This is a genomic window from Nitrospirota bacterium, assembly GCA_016207905.1.
Lineage (GTDB): Bacteria > Nitrospirota > Thermodesulfovibrionia > Thermodesulfovibrionales > JdFR-86 > JACQZC01.
The window spans coordinates 1-16,231 of sequence record JACQZC010000096.1; the positions used below are offsets into that span (position 1 = coordinate 1).

The 16,231-nt window shown below is 41.6% G+C and carries 14 protein-coding genes; 2 read left to right on the forward strand and 12 right to left on the reverse strand.

Features of this window, described 5'->3' with window-relative positions; translation table 11 throughout:
- Window positions 1–44: 44 nt before the first annotated feature.
- From HY805_11015 to HY805_11035, 5 genes are all read right to left on the reverse strand, one after another.
- Window positions 45–2,105 carry a transposase gene (locus tag HY805_11015; protein MBI4824737.1) on the reverse strand — a complete coding sequence of 687 codons (2,061 nt, stop codon included), beginning with the start codon at window positions 2,103–2,105 and terminating at the stop codon, window positions 45–47.
- Between the two features lie 8 nt (window positions 2,106–2,113).
- Window positions 2,114–2,716 carry a CRISPR-associated protein Cas4 gene (gene cas4 / locus HY805_11020; GenBank protein ID MBI4824738.1) on the reverse strand — a complete coding sequence of 201 codons (603 nt, stop codon included), beginning with the start codon at window positions 2,714–2,716 and terminating at the stop codon, window positions 2,114–2,116.
- Complete coding sequence (gene cas2, locus HY805_11025) at window positions 2,713–3,018, reverse strand: CRISPR-associated endonuclease Cas2 (protein ID MBI4824739.1); 306 nt, start codon at window positions 3,016–3,018, stop codon at window positions 2,713–2,715. Before cas2 ends, cas4 begins: the two co-directional genes overlap by 4 nt.
- Complete coding sequence (gene cas1, locus HY805_11030) at window positions 3,002–3,991, reverse strand: CRISPR-associated endonuclease Cas1 (protein MBI4824740.1); 990 nt, start codon at window positions 3,989–3,991, stop codon at window positions 3,002–3,004. The genes cas2 and cas1 overlap by 17 nt, the downstream gene beginning before the upstream one ends.
- 378 nt (window positions 3,992–4,369) lie before the next feature.
- Window positions 4,370–4,570 carry a hypothetical protein gene (locus HY805_11035; GenBank protein ID MBI4824741.1) on the reverse strand — a complete coding sequence of 67 codons (201 nt, stop codon included), beginning with the start codon at window positions 4,568–4,570 and terminating at the stop codon, window positions 4,370–4,372.
- Between the two features lie 382 nt (window positions 4,571–4,952).
- Here HY805_11035 and HY805_11040 point away from each other — a divergent pair, with 382 nt between their 5' ends.
- Entirely contained in the window at window positions 4,953–5,375 is a 423-nt protein-coding gene (locus HY805_11040; GenBank protein MBI4824742.1) for a hypothetical protein, read from the forward strand.
- Window positions 5,376–5,486: 111 nt separating this feature from the next.
- Complete coding sequence (locus HY805_11045) at window positions 5,487–6,395, forward strand: sugar kinase (GenBank protein ID MBI4824743.1); 909 nt, start codon at window positions 5,487–5,489, stop codon at window positions 6,393–6,395.
- Here the strand turns inward: HY805_11045 and HY805_11050 are convergent.
- From HY805_11050 to murA, 7 genes are all read right to left on the reverse strand, one after another.
- A complete protein-coding gene (locus tag HY805_11050) occupies window positions 6,392–7,045 on the reverse strand; it encodes a hypothetical protein (protein ID MBI4824744.1) in 654 nt (217 codons plus the stop codon). The genes HY805_11045 and HY805_11050 overlap by 4 nt on opposite strands.
- A 78-nt stretch (window positions 7,046–7,123) precedes the next feature.
- Window positions 7,124–8,251 carry a UDP-N-acetylglucosamine 2-epimerase (non-hydrolyzing) gene (gene wecB, locus HY805_11055; GenBank protein MBI4824745.1) on the reverse strand — a complete coding sequence of 376 codons (1,128 nt, stop codon included), beginning with the start codon at window positions 8,249–8,251 and terminating at the stop codon, window positions 7,124–7,126.
- Window positions 8,248–8,973, reverse strand: a complete 726-nt coding sequence (locus HY805_11060) for a glycosyltransferase family 2 protein (GenBank protein ID MBI4824746.1) — start codon at window positions 8,971–8,973, stop codon at window positions 8,248–8,250. Before HY805_11060 ends, wecB begins: the two co-directional genes overlap by 4 nt.
- A complete protein-coding gene (locus HY805_11065; protein ID MBI4824747.1) occupies window positions 8,945–11,533 on the reverse strand; it encodes a YfhO family protein in 2,589 nt (862 codons plus the stop codon). Before HY805_11065 ends, HY805_11060 begins: the two co-directional genes overlap by 29 nt.
- Entirely contained in the window at window positions 11,505–13,106 is a 1,602-nt protein-coding gene (locus HY805_11070; GenBank protein MBI4824748.1) for a tetratricopeptide repeat protein, read from the reverse strand. Before HY805_11070 ends, HY805_11065 begins: the two co-directional genes overlap by 29 nt.
- On the reverse strand, window positions 13,103–14,890 hold the full coding sequence (gene uvrC, locus HY805_11075; GenBank protein ID MBI4824749.1) for an excinuclease ABC subunit UvrC: 1,788 nt from the start codon (window positions 14,888–14,890) through the stop codon (window positions 13,103–13,105). The genes HY805_11070 and uvrC overlap by 4 nt, the downstream gene beginning before the upstream one ends.
- Window positions 14,891–14,892: 2 nt before the next feature.
- Window positions 14,893–16,149: a UDP-N-acetylglucosamine 1-carboxyvinyltransferase gene (gene murA / locus HY805_11080; GenBank protein MBI4824750.1), complete on the reverse strand. Its 1,257-nt coding sequence runs from the start codon at window positions 16,147–16,149 to the stop codon at window positions 14,893–14,895.
- Window positions 16,150–16,231 lie beyond the last annotated feature (82 nt).

Below are 16,231 nucleotides of genomic sequence, written 5' to 3' on the forward strand. Positions count from 1 at the left end.
AAACCTGAAAAATTTGGAAACCTTTTTTTGCCTCTTTTTCATGGTCAAGGAGGATTTTCAGAGCCTGTTTCATCGCCCATTTGCATAGTCAAAGGACGGACAATTCCCATATGGATTAAGGACTTAAGAGCCTTAGGCACCTCCTCATTCCATAAATTTGGCAGAGCAATGTCTGCATGTTCATTGAAGAAAGTGTTACCTTTCTTGGGCGAAGGTTTCCCTTTACCCTCAGTCAATGACCCCGTAGCGCGGAGGCTGGGCTTACGCCCAGCCTGTCCCGTCGCCCCCTGAATCATCGCTCTGGTAACAGTAGGCCTGGTTTCCCGAGCCGCCTCTTGGGCTGAGGCTATTTCCTGTTCAGCCTTTTCAAGTATATTAAATGCACTGTTTAAATCTCTGTGATGAACTGTGCCACATTTTTCACATTTCCACACTCTTACAGAAAGGTCTTTTTTAGGGACTGTAAGCTCCTTGCAGAAAGAGCATATCTGCGTAGAATAAGCCTCGTTGACATTGGGCAAAGCATAAATAGAAGCCCTTTTGGCTTTCTCTTCAATTAAACTCCTCAGTGATGCAATAGAACGGTCTCTCCCGCCTCTTCTTCTTTTCTTTGCCCCTTTTGGCCCTTGTTTGGATTTTTCTTCCATGTGTGCTTTTAAAGCCTCTGCCGCTCCTTCAATCCCCTGCCCCACCTGCTTCTTAAGCATTTTCAGCTTTTTGCGATAAGAGACTTCCCTTACAGGCTCCCAATGGCCAATACCAACAACATCACAGCCTTCGGCTAAAGCCCTGCTTATCTTATGAAGCACATCTGCCCTGCGGTTGGCAATCTTAAACTGTAAAGCTGAAACCCTTTGTGACCAGCGCCTCCATCTTTTGCTTGGTCCATTTTCTGTAAACACCATTGTTTTCTCAAGCCGTTTTCTCTTTTTTTCAATTTCTTTTTTCCTTTCGGTTTCTGGTAATTTTTTGACTGAGCTTTTACTTTCAAACTTTTCTAAAGCCTCTTTTATTTCTTCTTCTGTTCTTTTCCTCCGTGGACCTTGTTTTAAAGAAAGAGCCTGCTGAAGTTTCTCAAGTTTAGATAGGCTTTCTTCAAGGAATTCGTAATGGATAGCCAAATGTCTTAATTCATTGCTATTTGAATTTTTAAGTGCAACTGTAAGGGCTGTTTGTGCGCCCGGGTCTATGCCTGCATGCCAGCCTGCCTGCATAGGAATAATCTGCCATGCGCTGTCGGGCACTTCCGTGCTTAAGACTACAAAATACCTTCTTGCCCTTTCTTTTATAGTAAGCTGTTTGATTTTGCTATCTTCAGGTATTGGCCTGTGGTAAGCCATATCAAGCCATCTCATTCCATCTGGCAATGCATTAATAAATATTGAGAACTCTGACCTTCTTTTTTCACAAATAAGGTTGTCTTTTGCAGTGTTCTGGTATGTAAACCCTTCACAGCGTCTTTTATACTGCGGCTCTCCTGTTGCGCCATATGCCCTTTGCTCAGGAGTTGGATTAACCGCCCTGTTCCACCTTACCTCACTTTCCCCTGACCCTGATACATTAAATCTGATGGTGGAAATCGCCATCCCTTTTGGAGACTCAAAAGAATTATCCATATAAGTTTTTGCTGCAAATCCTGCATAACGGTTAATCGTCCTCATCATCTGCCAATAAACAGTTAGCTTCGGAAGTTTTTTCTTATCAACACCTGCTTTTTTAGCCTCTTTCCTTTTAGCTAATTCGGCCTCGTGCTTTGCTTTTAGTTCGTCTGCAAGCAGGTTTATATCCAAATATTTCTGGTCGGGTTCTAAAACTTTTCCAACAAGGTTGCTTATATCATAAAGTTTTGCCGCAAGGTCAAAGTCAAGATCAGGATATTTCTTTTTTATTGCGGCACTCCTCTTACCTTGAGTATTACTTTTCTCCAAAGAGAGACAGGTTTTAATAACATGCTCAAGCTGGCCTGAGTTGAGGGCTGTCTTTAGTTTTCTTCGGATTGTAACTGCCTTGTTCCATTGAATTCTTGTTCCTCTGAGGATTTTATTGAGTTGAGCGCGCTGAGGCTGGGTTGGAAAGATTTCATACTTATAATTAAGTATTGCCATTGGCTCTCTCACACACAAATATTCCTATAACAGCAGTCAATACACCTATTCTGCCACTGTGTCCTTTCAGGGTAGTAGCCCCTGAGTATCACATCAAAAACCTCTCTCACTGCACCCTTAGCATAGCAAAAATCCTTCTCCGTGTAAACAATTTCTTTTATCCTGTTTTCACTTTTGGCATAACAGATAAATCCTTTGTGGACAGGCTTCTGATAGTTCTCCATAATCAAAAGGGCATACAGAGTAGACTGCACCCTATGTGTTTCAAAGGTATAATCAGTATATTCAGCATACTTATAATCAAGAGGTGCAAGGGTATTGTCTGATAAATAAAGCACCTCATCAATCATACCTCTTACACCGATATTCCTTGATGTGAGATACACTGAAATATCCTTATCGGTGCATCCAAGCTTTTTCCTCAGATAATCCCTGTTGGCAGTTTCTCTTTTTTCATGGAGTGTCCTGCCCTTTAAAACCTTATATCTTAATCCTTCATGCTGTGGTATATTCAGGCAGTTCATGTAATAGGTAAAGCGTGGGCAATATACATGCTCTATTACCTCTGATGGTGTTACCATTGGAGTGGATTCATTATCAAAGACTGTCATATAAACAAAGCCTTGACCTCATCAGTTACAAGCTTTCTGTCAAATGCCTGTCCGAGTAGTTTTACTTTTTTAAAATCATCCTCGCACATGGGAAAGATATAAACCGAATCTTTGTCAGGGCTTATAATATCCTCGCACATGACTTTAAACTCATCTAACTGGTTTTTGTTGAGTGTGCCTAAGAATGCAGATTTTTGGACCCTGTAGAGCCCTTTGTTTTTACATGCCTTTGCAACTTTTGTCCTCTTTGTGTTCTCTGTGATGTCATAAATAACCCATACAAGCTTATCCCCTGCTTTCATCTTTATCTCCTATTAACTGATTTGCAATCCTGTGGCAGTCAAACTGGATAATATTACTGCGTTTTATATTCCTTCCTTTATACCTTATTGATTCATCAATGAAGGAATTAAAATCGGTCAATAAAATTGCCTTGCCTTCTTTATTAAGGGTCAAGCCATTTGGGATTTTGTCAAAATGCTCTACCTTTACTTTTCTTGATGCAAAAAGACCGATAACTACCTCATCAGCCCATATGCGGTAATTCTCTATCAAATCAAATACGAGGGATTTTTTGTTATAGTGGTCTGTGTGGATAAAGCCCACATAAGGGTCAAGACCTGCTATAATGCATGCTTTTTCAACCCTTGAATAAAGCACTCCGTATGCATAATTGAGAAGTGTATTAAACTCGTCTTTTGCAGGGTTTCTACTCCTTCCATTAAATTTAAACCTATCAGGCATCAAAGAACTCAAAATCTCAAAGTAGATTCTGCCACCGCTACCTTCCAGACCCATGATAGTGCCTCTACACCCGCTTATAGTACCTGAAAGTGAATTAAGCCCTTTCATCACATCCTGAAGCTTACCGATATAAGCGGTGATTTCAGCAGATTTATGCGGCCTTGTCCGTTTTAACCTCTGTAATAGCCCTATTTGATTATTGAACTTTGTTCTGACCCATTTTAGAGCAAGATTAAGCCCTTCATCTATTTCAGCAATCTCAAGCTGTCTTCTTCTAATGAGTGTAGTGCTTCCGAGCTTTGGATGCCACACCCTGCCATAAGGGTCACCAGAATTATCAATAAAGATGATGTCAATATTGTTTTCCATTGCCATTTTGATTGCATCAGTGGAAATACATGCTGCGGTTGATATAAGGATAGATGAGATTTTTTTGCAGGCTATTTCATATATCTGCTCGTCTGTTTTGACTTTAAAACAGTCCCCATTTTTTTGAAGGTAAGAACCATATGTGTTTATGACAAGCTGCATGGCTGAATATATTCCAAATCCTGCTAAAAAGCAAGAGATTACTTCCTCCCTCGCAATGACAAGAGGGGGGCTGAGATTCTGAAATGAATTCAGAATGACAGCTAACTGAGATTGCTTCGGCAAAGCCTCGCAATGACAAAGGGGGGTTGCTGGGGCTTGAGAAGTGTCCAGATTTTCTTTTCAGAGGAGAGGGATTCAACCACGCGTCTATGGCGATGCGCGTCTCAATCCCTGTTTTCAAAGAGCCTTAACTGTAACTCTTTTATATTTTACCCGCAGGAATCTACTTAGATTTCTTCGGGTGGTCTTCCTTATAGGAGACTATAAAAGCGAAAACAGCAATAAGTACAAGCCCCACAAGGATTATATAGCCAGCGTTCAACTTATACCTCCTTTCTTTGGAGGAATCGTATAAAAGGCTATGATTGTTAATCCCAGCACAACAATTGTTATTACCAGTCCTACTTCAAAAGTAAGGGTTCTGGTAAGAAAACTACCAATAAGCCCAACTGTTGCAAGATATTTTGCAACATCCATCAGCATCTTGCCCAGTTCTTTACGCCTATCCTCGTGTTTCATACCTCATTATACCACACATCTCAATCCCTGTTTTCAAAGAGCCTTAACATAAGTCTCGGCTTGTAAAAGAGCTTAATTGCCTATATTATTGCATTATATACATGAAATTTCAAGAGAAATGTATGGGTTCAGGACATATGAGACAAGTTATATCCCCCTCACCCTCGCCCCCTCCCGCAAGGGGAGAAGATGGATTCCGAACAAGTCGGAATGACACTTAACTGAGATTCTTCTGCCGAAGCATCGGCATCAGAATGACCCCTCACCCTCGCCCTCTCCCGCAAGGGGAGAGGGAAATGGAAACCATAGTTCATTTTTTTCTTGACAAAAGGGATTAAAAAGGTTATTATTATAACTATGGTTTGTAAGATAAGCGGTAAATATGAAAAAGACTGAGGAAGTGAGAGAGCTTGCATACAGAGAGTATGAAAGGCATGAAGGGAAGATTTCTCTTGTGCATGATGCCCTGAAAAACAAGGGGATAGAGGTCTCAGAAAGAAGCATCCGTGAATGGAAAAAACAAGGCAGATGGTTAGACCGCATGAAAAGAGACAGCAACCTCGAGCAATGGCTTCTGGATGTGCTAATTAATGCTATAGAGGACTGCCATAAGAGGCTCGGCTCATCAAAACGCATGGACAGCCAGTCTGCATTTGCACTGGTCTGTCTGGTCAGATTAGTATATGAACTTAAAAAACCAGTGGAAAAGCCTGTTGATGTAGAGGAGATGCAGAGGGTTGCAAATGAGATACTTGAGCGGGAATACGGTATAATCCAGAACCAAAACGGAACTAAACAGAACTAAAATGGAAGCAGGAATCATTAAAAATCAAGGACTTAGGAGATACCCCCCCTACCCTATTAAATTAAAGCAAGGGCTCAGGAAGACAGGGTGTGTGTGCTATAATATCAGAATATGGGACTATTAGTTGTAGGCTCTGTTGCATTTGACTCTGTAAGCACACCTTTTGGTGTGGTAGAAGATGTTCTTGGTGGCTCTGCCACATATTTTTCCACCTCTGCCAGCTATTTTACGGATGTTAATTTAGTGGCAGTTGTTGGCGAGGATTTTCCTCGTGAGCATATAAACTTTCTTAAGCTGAGAAAGATTGATATAAGGGGGCTTGAGAGGGCAAATGGCAAGACATTCAGATGGCAGGGCAAGTATGGCTATGACCTGAATGAGGCTCATACTCTTAAAACAGAGCTTAATGTGTTTCAAAACTTTAAACCAAAGATCCCGGAAGAATATAAAGAATCCAATGTGGTATTTTTAGCAAACATAGACCCTGATTTGCAGAGGGATGTCTTAAGACAGGTCAAAGACCCTGAGATAGTTGCCGCAGATACAATGAATTTCTGGATAAATGGAAAGAAAGACTCCCTCATAGAGACCCTTAAGGCAGTTGACATACTGCTTATAAACGACTCGGAGGCAAGAGAGCTTGCAGAGGAGCCAAATCTCGTTAAAGCCGCAAGAAAGATTTCCTCCTTTGGGCCTAAAACACTCGTCATAAAAAGAGGCGAATACGGTGTGTTAATGTTTAATGGACACAGTGTCTTTTCGGCACCTGCCTACCCTCTCGAGAATGTCTTTGACCCAACCGGTGCAGGCGATACATTTGCAGGCGGATTCATGGGCTATCTTTCAAATATAATGGACTGGTCAGAGCCCAGCATGAGAAAGGCAATAGTAATGGGCTCTGTCATGGCATCGTTTAATGTCGAGGACTTTAGCTTAAACCGTATCAGAAACCTCCAATACCCGGAGATAGAGTCAAGGTACAGGGAATTCAAGGGACTTTCCCATTTCGAGGATATTTAATCCTCCTCAAGCTCCTTTAGCTTGTCTTCTATAACTTTTTTCTCATCGAGCAAGGTCTTTTTCTCCTCAAAAAGGTAGTCAACCTCTCTCTTACTGTTCATCATATCCTTTTCGAGCTTATCCTTCTTGAGTGTATTTAGCTGAACCCACTGCCTCTCCTGAGGGATAAGATAATTAAGCCACTTCGAGGCATCCTTTCCGTCTGCAATAGCCCTCTTTAGCCCGCTTTGAAAAAGCACCTCTATCCTCAGCCTCACACTATCGTACTCTTTTAGGAGCTTTTCGTATTCGGTCTCTTTATTTTTTATCTCATTAAGCCTTTCTTCTATGGCAGTGAGTTTATCCTTTAGAGCCTGGCGTTTTTCCTCTGTATTATCCTCTTTAACCGTAGGGGTAATCTCAGGGGCAGGCTTAATAAATATCTTGTCTTCCCTTGGAGGCTCCAATGCTTTCTCTTCAATCCCAAGGACATCCTCCTCTGAGATTTCTACTATGCCTCCAGAAATACTTAATCTGACTTTTCCATCGACCTTCTCATAGGCAGTTACATTTTTTATGATAGAGCCATTTTTAAGATAAACATCCGTTGACTCCGAAACCCCTGAAAAAGACATAATAAGTATGACTACTAAAAATAATACTTTTTTCAAGTCTGCCTCCTTGCTTTATAGGTTTTTAAGCCTGCCATATAAGATTTTAGCATAAATCATATTGCGGGGACACAATACTTAATTCAGCTTCTTTTTAAATTCCCACAGAGCCTTTATTATTCTTTCCGATGCAAGACCATCTCCATAGGGGTTTTTATGCCCTGTCATTTCCCTATAAGCCTTTTTGTCATAAATGAGTTTCTCTACTGCCTTTACTATGGAGGTCTTTTTAGTGCCCACAAGCCTTGCCACACCTGCACTTATTGCCTCTTTCCTTTCTGTAACATCTCTCATCACAAGCACGGGTTTTCCTAAGGAAGGTGCCTCCTCCTGAATGCCTCCTGAATCGGTAAGGATGATATAAGACTTCATCATGAGATATACAAATGTCTCATACTCTAAAGGCTCTATGAGATGGATATTCCTTATACCCTTAAGAATCCTCATTACAGGTCCCCTTACATTCGGGTTAAGGTGAACAGGATAGATTATCGTTATAGCAGGGTTTCTCTGTGCTATCTCCCTCAGAGCAGAACAGATGTTTTTAAAGCCTTCGCCAAAACTTTCCCTCCTATGAGCTGTAACGAGGACTAAAGTGCCATCGAGCATTGGAAACTCTTTCTTTAGCTTTTCGGTCTTTTTCCTGTTAGAGGCTAACTGGGTTTTTATATGTAAAAGCGCATCTACCGCAGTGTTTCCTGTCACAGTAATCTTATCCTTTGAAATACCTTCTTTAAGTAGATTTTCTCTTGCCTTATTCGTTGGTGCAAAATGCAGGTCTGCGATGTGGGTTGTAAGACGCCTGTTTATCTCCTCGGGAAAAGGCTGATATTTGTAATTCGTTCTCAACCCTGCCTCAACATGTCCTACAGGGATTTTGAGATAAAACGAGGCGAGAGAGGCAGTAAATGTGCTCGTTGTATCTCCCTGAACAATAACCATATCGGGTTTTTCTTTCCTCAAGACACCTTCGATAGCAGTAAGACTTTTCGATGTAACCTCAAAGAGGCTCTGGTTTTCCTTCATTATGTTCAGGTCATAGTGAGGCTTTATCCTGAAAACCCTAAGAACCTGGTCAAGCATCTCTCTATGCTGTGCAGTAACGCAGAGCCTCGGCACAAACCTCTTGTCATCTATCGTCTTGAGTATTAAAGGAGCAAGTTTTATAGCCTCGGGCCTTGTGCCAAGGATAAAGAGTATCTTCATAGTCTCTTTAATATAAGTCTCAGGGTTTCACCTATGGTCTTTGCCACCTTCATCTTGCTTTCGCCTGCCTTCTGGTCGTATCTGAGGATTAGAGGTGCCTCGCCAATTATCACAGGGTATTTTCTTATCTTTAAAAGCACATCCACCATTGCCGAAAACCCGGGCTGGCTGATGAAGGCATCTCCATATGCATTAAACATGTCTTTTATAACCTGCGCCCTATATGCTCTGTATCCGCTTGTGTAATCCTTAACGCCTTTTATAGGGAAAAGGTTTCTAAAGATAAGGCTTGCACCAAAGCTAAGAAGCCTTCTTAGAAAAGAAACACCTATGACCCTCGAGCCCTTTCGATACCGTGAGCCTATAACAACATCATGCCCTTCCCTTATCATTCGGGTCATTGTCATTATGAGCCCCGGCGTGTGGGTGTTGTCGGCATCCATCGTAATGATTATGTCTTTAGGGGATGCATAACCGACTGCGGATAAAAGCCCTGTCTTAAGGGTCTCTGCAAGTCCCTTGTTCTGGGGATGCTCTATCAGGGCGATGGGCATTGTTCCTTCTGCCTCCCTGACAACCCTAACAGTGCCATCTGTGCTTCCGTCATTGACAACTATGACCCTATATGGCAGGCGTGCCTCATCCATGTTTTCCCTTATTGCCTCAAGCAAAGGCAGAAGGGTTCTCTCCTCGTTATATGCTGGTAAGACTATGTATATCATTCCTTTTTATAAGATACACGATTATACCTATTACAATAAAGAGGCTTAATCCGATTAAAGCTACTACCTTATATGGCAGATACCTAAAAATAACCACATGCTTGCCTTCTGGCACAACCACTCCCCTTAAAATTCCATTTACCTCGTAAATCTTTGCCTCTTTACCATCTATGAATGCCCTCCACCCGGGATAATACTGGTCTGCCAAAACCATAACCCCCTTCCCTGAAAACCTTGCATCCACTGTAACACTGTTTAACCTATAATCCGTTATCGAAACCTCTCCCTTCGTGATTTCTCCTATTTCAGCCATATCACACTCATAAACCATTGCCTGTTTTGCCGGGTTAATCTCAAGGAGGTCGAGCCTTCTTTTTATCTCTGAGAAATCCTTAACGGAAATCAACTCTCTAACAGACCACACCCTCGGAAGGTAATTCCTGTTTAGATAGAATTCATAAGCATTGGTCTCGGAAACCAATTCATAAACGGAAATCTCCTTTAGATAGGCATCGTCTTGTCCTAAGAAAAGCGGGGCATAGTCATTTAGCCTTTCTATCTTTATGTCCTTTATCTCAACGGGCTTATTTGAAAATGTGGCTATGGTGATAAGATACAGGTCTTTGTTTTTAATATGAAACACCCCATGGAATTCCTTAAACTCTTTTCTTATATGGTCAGGAATTATATGCAATATCTCCTCCGAGCTACCATCCAATAAGGGAATAAGAAATGCAATTGTCCTGTTATCAGCTCCTCTTTGAGCCTTAACCTTAAGGGAAATCACATATGCTCCCTGGGAGAGCGGAATTGTAGTAGAAATCTCACTGCCTCCCTTGTCGGATTCCTGAAAACTGTAATGACCTTCTGCCTTAAGCAGGGCATTTACAGGTCTCCATCCTTTAACAGAGACATCATATTTAACAGGTGTTTTATCGGCAGTCAAAATGTTATTCATGGTTAAGCCCATGTCTTTCATAACCTTTATATACTTTACTCCGAGCATTCCCATGATAATATTATTTCTCAGGTTATTGTCCCACTTGTGAGTGTAATAGCCTGAAAGCCAGAGATCTAAAAGAGAACTGTACTTTTCAAGGCTGAATGGGTCATATGCATTTATGGAGCTCATTCTGCATGTCAGGTTTGCCGATGGATTGGATGTATTTATGTCCTTAAATATATTAGCTATCCTTCCTGTCTCCAAGTCTTTTTTTAAAAAGACACTATATGGCTCTGAGGCGCAGAGTTCTGTCTGAGAAAGCGGAATACCACTAAGTTTATTGAAGCCCGAAAGGAGAAATATCTCAAAAGATAAAAGTAAAACAAAAAGATACTTAAATGCACGGCTCGGAAATCTCATACTTAGGAATAGCCGTTTGCTGTCATAAAATATACTGTTTAGACCAATAGCAAACAAGACAGATACTGCAAGGGTAAACTCAAAGAGATTCCTTCCATGTGCCCTGAACATATTATAAACAGGGACATGATACAGAACCTTATTAAGAGGGGTATCGGAGCCAAAAGAAAGAAGGAGACTTACCACTGCCACAATGCCGAAGAATTGCACATGGCTGTTTGTTCTAACTTTTTTCAAAAGAGTTATGAATGCAACCACTAAAGGCAGGATGCCGAGCAGAACAGGTGTTGCATCCTTTGGACCTATGGAATTAAATAAACTTGGAAATATCATGCTGGGCAGTGTTGTTAGATATAAATGATAGAGGGAAAAATACTCATATCCCCTATATATCTTAGTATTTTGCATCCACGATAGTCCTGAAAGCTCCATGGTCGAGATTATCTGAGGAAGGGCAATAACAAAACCTATAAGCAGTCCCAAAACACCATAGATTAAAAACCTGCCTCGGCTCTCTGCATCTTTTCTTATGAGCCAGAAAATCAAAAAGAAAGAGACGACCATGTATGTATAAACACATATCTGCATATTGCCTGCAAAGAGCTGAACTGCCACGGTAAGTGCAATCAAAAGGCAGTACTTGAACATGGGCTTCCTTCTGAGTTTTTCATAGAAATACATGATGAGTGAGATGTAAACTGCCGAGTTTACAATTGCCGTATGGTCTTTGCCTGCAATCAGGAAACCCGAAAAAGCAAATACGAGCCCTGAAAGAAACGAAGGAAGCGTCCTTGCACCAATGAGCCTTACATAAAGGAAAGTAAAGAATCCTGCAAGGGCAAAATGCAGGATGTAACTTAGGTTATAGGCATAGGGGGCAGAAAGAAAAAAATAAAGGATAAGGTTCAGGGGATAAAGCGCACCGTTTTGCATCTCTCCTAAAAAAGGCATCCCTGCAAACTCATAAGGGTTCCAGAGGGGAAACTGTAGACTCTTAAGTGCATAAGAATAAAGATGCCTTATAGGATAATTAAGCTGTAAAGCATCGTTATTCGGTGCAATAAGAATCCCATCGAGAAAAACCCTGTAATGAAAAATAACAGAGACTAAAATAAACAGGACAAGATATTTCAGGTCTCCTTCAAAAAATCTTTTCAATGCCCTTCTATTAATCAGGACTGTTCTCCTTAAAAGCATGCTTGAATTTCCTGAATGATAATGCATCTAATTTAATTGCGCTACTCAATGCCTGATTATAACTCTTTTGTGCCTTTTCATAATCACCCATTGCCTCATAAGACTTACCGTAAAGATAATTAACTTCAAATATATCCTCTTTCTTGGGATGAGTTATCTCCCCCAAAAGTCTTAATGCCTCATTCGGATTATTAAGCTCTATGGCACGCAGTGCCTCGAAGACCCTATAATTTATTCCGTATAATGGGTCCATCTCCTCTGCTACGGCAAGGGACCTGAATGCCTCCTCATACCTTGCCATATAGAAATATTCTCTTCCCAGGCGGAAGTGAGCAGAAGCCCTGTCAGGAGAAACCCTGACGCTTGAAAGAAAAAGTGTCTCATTGTCTTTCCAATCGAAGTTTCGATTGTAAGAGATAAACATAAAACCCGAAATAATAAGACCAAAGGCAATGGGCAATCCCCACCTGAGTGTCTTTTGCATCTCTATGCCCTTTTGAATAAGAAGTCCTATTGCAAGGCAAAAACCAAGAGACGGTAAAAAAAGATACCTCTCTGCTATTACAATACCTGTAGGAATCAAGCCAATAGCAGGAATTATGCTTATCATAAACCATGCACCCGAAAAAGACAAAACAGGTCTTGCCTTTCTCACGAGATAAATTAAATACAGCATTACTGCTACCCCAATGATCGAAAATATCACCTTAAGCTCGAAAAGGCTCCTTGAAATAGAAAACCTCTGAAAAACATCGAGCGGATAGGGAACAAAAAGAAGTTTGAGATAATAAAAAACCGCTCTGAAAGAAGAATAGACTCTGAATTCATAACCGCTTCCAAATGAGTACTCGGTTTTAAACACCCCTGTTTCCTTAAGAACCATTATTTCAACAAGAGAAATAATTGCCCCTATAAAAAGATACGGCATAACCCTGATGAGCTTTCTCTGTATGCCTTCCTCGGCATAAGTTAGAGAATCTATAAGAAATATCGTCAGAGGTAAAAAAACCACTGTTGACTTGGAAAGTAAAGACAGGGCAAACATCGCTATGGAGCCTGAATAAAACAAGAGCCTTCCTTTATCTTTATAAAGGATAAACCCATAAAGACTTAGGAAAAAGAAAATCCCTGACACAAGGTCTTTTCTCTGAGAAATGCCTGAAACCACCTCCACATGCACAGGGTGAACTGCAAAAACTGCTGTTGATAAAAACGCAATAGCCATGTGAGAAGAATCCCGAAACTTCGGGACTGTAATCACCCCCAGTAAGAAGAAATAAATCAGGATGCATACTACTATATAGTAGATGAGATTAGACAGATGATACCCAAATGGATTAAGTCCCCATATCTCGTAGTCTATGCAATATGTGAGGTCCCTTACAGGTAGGTATTCAAGCCCATTAGTAGCAGAGCTAAAGACTTCCTTAATGTTTTTCATGCTGATGCCATGTAAAGAGGTGTTGTCAACAATCAAAGAGCCATCATCAAGTGCAAAACCATTTCTCAGGGAGTTTGAATATGCAATGAGGATAATGCCTATTATTGCTATCAGATGAATAGTTTTGTTCATCGGAAACCCTCCTTAACGGCTTGCGCCACTTTTCGGTTCATCCCCGGGACTTTTAGAATCTCTTCTATATCTGCCCTTCTTATTGCATCGATAGAGCCAAAGTGTCTGAGAAGAGAAAGCCTTCTTTTTTTACCAATGCCTTTTACCTTTTCGAGGGATGACTCCATCAGCCTTTTCGAGCGAAGCCTTCTATGAAAGCTAACTGCAAACCTGTGTGCCTCATCCCTGATTCTCTTAAGAAGAAGCGAGGAAGGGGTTTTGTCTTCAAGGTCTAAAGGTGTCTCCGATAAAAGGGTAAAAGCCCTGTCAGGATTTTTAGCAACCGCTAAAAGTGCTGTGTCCTTTGCATTCACACCCAATGCCTGATAAGCCGCATCGAGCTGTCCTTTTCCGCCATCTATCACTATAAGGTCAGGCAATTGTATCCCGATGCTTCGGGATTCCATGTCTTTTAAAAAAACTCTTCTAACAGTCTCTTCTACCATTGCACAGTCATCAATGCCTAAGACAGTCTTGATTTTTAAGTGACGATACATGTCCTTATTAAAGTATCCATCCGACCAGTAAACAAAGGCACCAACAGAGTCGGTGCCTGAGACAGTGGAGACATCGAATGCACCTATGGAATGAGGAACTGATTTTATGCCTAATTTTTTTGTTAGCTCCTCAAGAACAGTAACACTGCCTTTTTTGCTTTTTAATTTAAGCCTTGCATTTTCCTCTGCCATCTTGAGGAGCTCAAGCCTTCTACCTTTCTTTGTAAGGACAATCTTTACCTTTCCGCCCCGTTTTTGTGAAAGCCATCTTAAAAGTGGCATCTGACCTTCGGGCTTTATACCGACAACTATCAGAGGAGGAATCAGAAGCTCCTTTGAATAAAAGCCCTGAAGAAAGCTATGATAAAGCTTTTTAGGGGGCATCTTAGAGACATGCCTAAGATAGAAATCCCTTGAACCGAGCATGACACCGTTTCTTATGAAAAACACCTGAAACACCGAATCTTTGTTTTCCGTATAAGAGCCAATGACATCCATGTCCCCAAGCTCGGGAGATACAACCTTCTGCGATTCCCAGACCCTTTTAAGGCTGTTTAGCCTGTCTCTTATCCTTCCTGCATCCTCGTATCTCATCTCATCGGATAGCACTTGCATCTTCCTTTCAAGCCCTTTAATCAGCTCTTTTCTTTCTCCCTTAAGAAAAAGTGTAACCTCATCCACTGCCTTCATATACTCCTGCCTGCTTATATAGCCTGCACATGGTGCAGGGCACCTTCCCATCTGGTATTGGATGCAGGGCCTCATGGGTTTATCTAATTTATATCTACATGGTCTGATATTGAAGTTTCTTCTTATGAAAGAAAGTGCGGTCCACATACTGCCTGAAGGCACATAAGGGCCAAAGTATAAAGAGCCGTCTTTTTTAATCTTTCTAACTACCTCGAGTGTTGGCCACTCCTCTTTGAGTCTCAGTTTTATATATGGGTAGTTTTTGTCGTCCCTCAATACGATGTTGAACTTGGGCTTATACTGTTTTATGAGGTTTGCCTCGAGCACAAATGCCTCAAGCTCATTGGCAGTGACTATGAAGGAGAAGTTTTTAACCCCCCCCATCATAGCAGTCTTTCTTATATCGAGCCCTCTAAAATAACTCTTCAGACGGTTTCTGAGATTCTTAGCCTTGCCAACATAAATGACCCTTTCTTTTGTGCTTTTAAATGTATATACGCCGGGCTTTTGGGGAACGGATGCGAGTCTTTCAATGACCGACTCCTTAACAGAGGACATCTTTATTTTACCCGCTTAAGGACTGCGCCCAAGGCTCTGAGCTTATGCTCTATTGCCTCGTATCCCCTGTCAAGATGATATAGCCTATGGATAGTGGTTTTGCCTTTTCCTACGAGTGCGGCAACTATCAAGGAGGCAGATGCCCTGAGGTCAGAGCTCATCACCTCAACACCCCTAAGCTCCTTAACGCCCTTAACAGTAGCCACGCCTCCTTGAACACTTATATCAGCACCCATCCTTATCAGCTCCGAGGCATGCATAAACCTGTTTTCGAATATCGTCTCCGTAATAATGCTCGTGCCGCTTGCAATACACATTAAAGCCATGAACTGTGCTTGCATGTCAGTGGGAAAACCAGGATAAGGAATGGTCAGTATATCCTTTGAGATGGGTCTTTGACCGGCTTTAACCCTAAGCCCCTCAGGGAGTTTTTCAAAAGATATGGATGTCTCTTTCAGTTTCGATATAACTGCATCCATATGCTCGGACATACATCCCTTTAGGAGTATATTGCCTCTTGTAATGCCTGCTATGGTCATAAATGTGCCTGCCTCTATCCTGTCAGGGATAACCTTATGGTCAAATGGCTTAAGCTCATCGACACCCTGTATCTCGATGGTGCTTTCTCCAGCACCCTTAATCTTTGCGCCCATGGATATGAGGAGATTTGCAAGGTCTACGACCTCTGGCTCTCTTGCCGCATTTTCTATTAAGGTAGTACCCTTTGCCAAAGAGCCTGCCATCATCACATTTTCCGTGCCGGTTACGGTTGGTATATCAAAATAAACAGTTGCTCCTTTGAGTCTCTTTGCCTTTGCGGTTATGTAACCTCCTTCAAGTTCAATATCAGCACCCATTTTTTCAAGCCCTGTTATGTGTAGATTAATCGGCCTTGCACCAATAGCACAGCCCCCTGGAAGGGAGACCCTTGCCCTGCCAAATCGGGCAATCAGAGGACCGAGCACCAAAACCGATGCACGCATTGTCTTTACAAGCTCATAAGGTGCCTCGTAATTATTTATATGGGTTGTGTCTATTTCGATTTCCGAGGTGGATTTATCGTGTTTAACCCCTGCGCCCATGTTCTCGATGAGTCTTTCCATCGTCTTTACATCCATGAGGTCAGGAACCCTTTTTAGAGTGCTTTTGCCTTGGCTAAGAAGGGATGCCGATATGGCAGGCAAAGAGGCATTCTTTGAGCCACTTATTTCAACCTCCCCTTTTAGCCTTACACCACCTGTTATAACTAATTTATCCATATTGAATAATACCTGATTGTGTAGAAATGAGACAAGCTACCTAAAGACAAAAAAGGGGATGGCTAAAGCCATCCCCTTTAGA